The sequence below is a fragment of the Acinetobacter sp. TYF_19 genome, assembly GCF_043105125.1.
Classification (GTDB): Bacteria; Pseudomonadota; Gammaproteobacteria; order Pseudomonadales; family Moraxellaceae; genus Acinetobacter; species Acinetobacter johnsonii.
The window spans coordinates 1-673 of the sequence record NZ_JBICLH010000055.1 but is presented as its reverse complement, the minus strand read 5'-3'; the positions used below and the strand labels follow the sequence as shown (position 1 = coordinate 673).

The 673-nt window shown below is 40.4% G+C and carries 1 protein-coding gene; it reads right to left on the bottom strand.

The genetic code is table 11. The features are described 5' to 3' along the window. Positions 1–527 (bottom strand): phage late control D family protein (locus tag ACF8FD_RS07005; protein WP_392453294.1); only part of this gene is annotated, 527 nt, incomplete at its 3' end. Between the last annotated feature and the right edge of the window lie 146 nt (positions 528–673).

Below are 673 nucleotides of genomic sequence, written 5' to 3'. Positions count from 1 at the left end.
TCGGTTTCATTCGACTGCATGATGAAGGGACGAACATCAATCTCTGTATTTAAACCAGAAAGATCAAGACTGAGGCTTGCAGCAAATAGCGGACTTTTACTCTGCCATTCCTTGAAGAGTATTTCACTGACATCTCGCACACTTTTATTCATAAACACTCGGCTGTTGCGACGTTTATGCCAAAGTGCAGTTGCATCTTCTAAGCGAAGTTTATACAAGGTCAGTGCACCATCACTTTGTCCTTGTTCGGCTTGGGTGATGATCCCTGTGCTGCGAAATAATGTACCTTGATCTGTGACCTGATCGACCGCGACTTGCACTCCGATAAACTGTTTGAGTGGAATCAGGGCATTGGTTGAGAGGCAGATCAATTCAACATTTAAACCTTGGTTTAATGCATGTGTGCCTTCAATATGCTGCAAAAAGATGTCATGATTTAATGCAGCAGGTGAAAATTGTGCATGAATGGCACGTTTTTGTGCACTTAACCCCAATTGCTCAAGCACTTGAGTGATTGTATTTATCATCGTCTATATTTTTAAAAAGTAAGTTTCAGTCATAGTCGATCGCAAACAGCGATCATAAATTAGGCGCCATTATAGCTATATCAATTTGACAAATGAGCAGAGTTTTATTCTTATTATGTAAACAACAAAATGCTCCGAGCAACTGC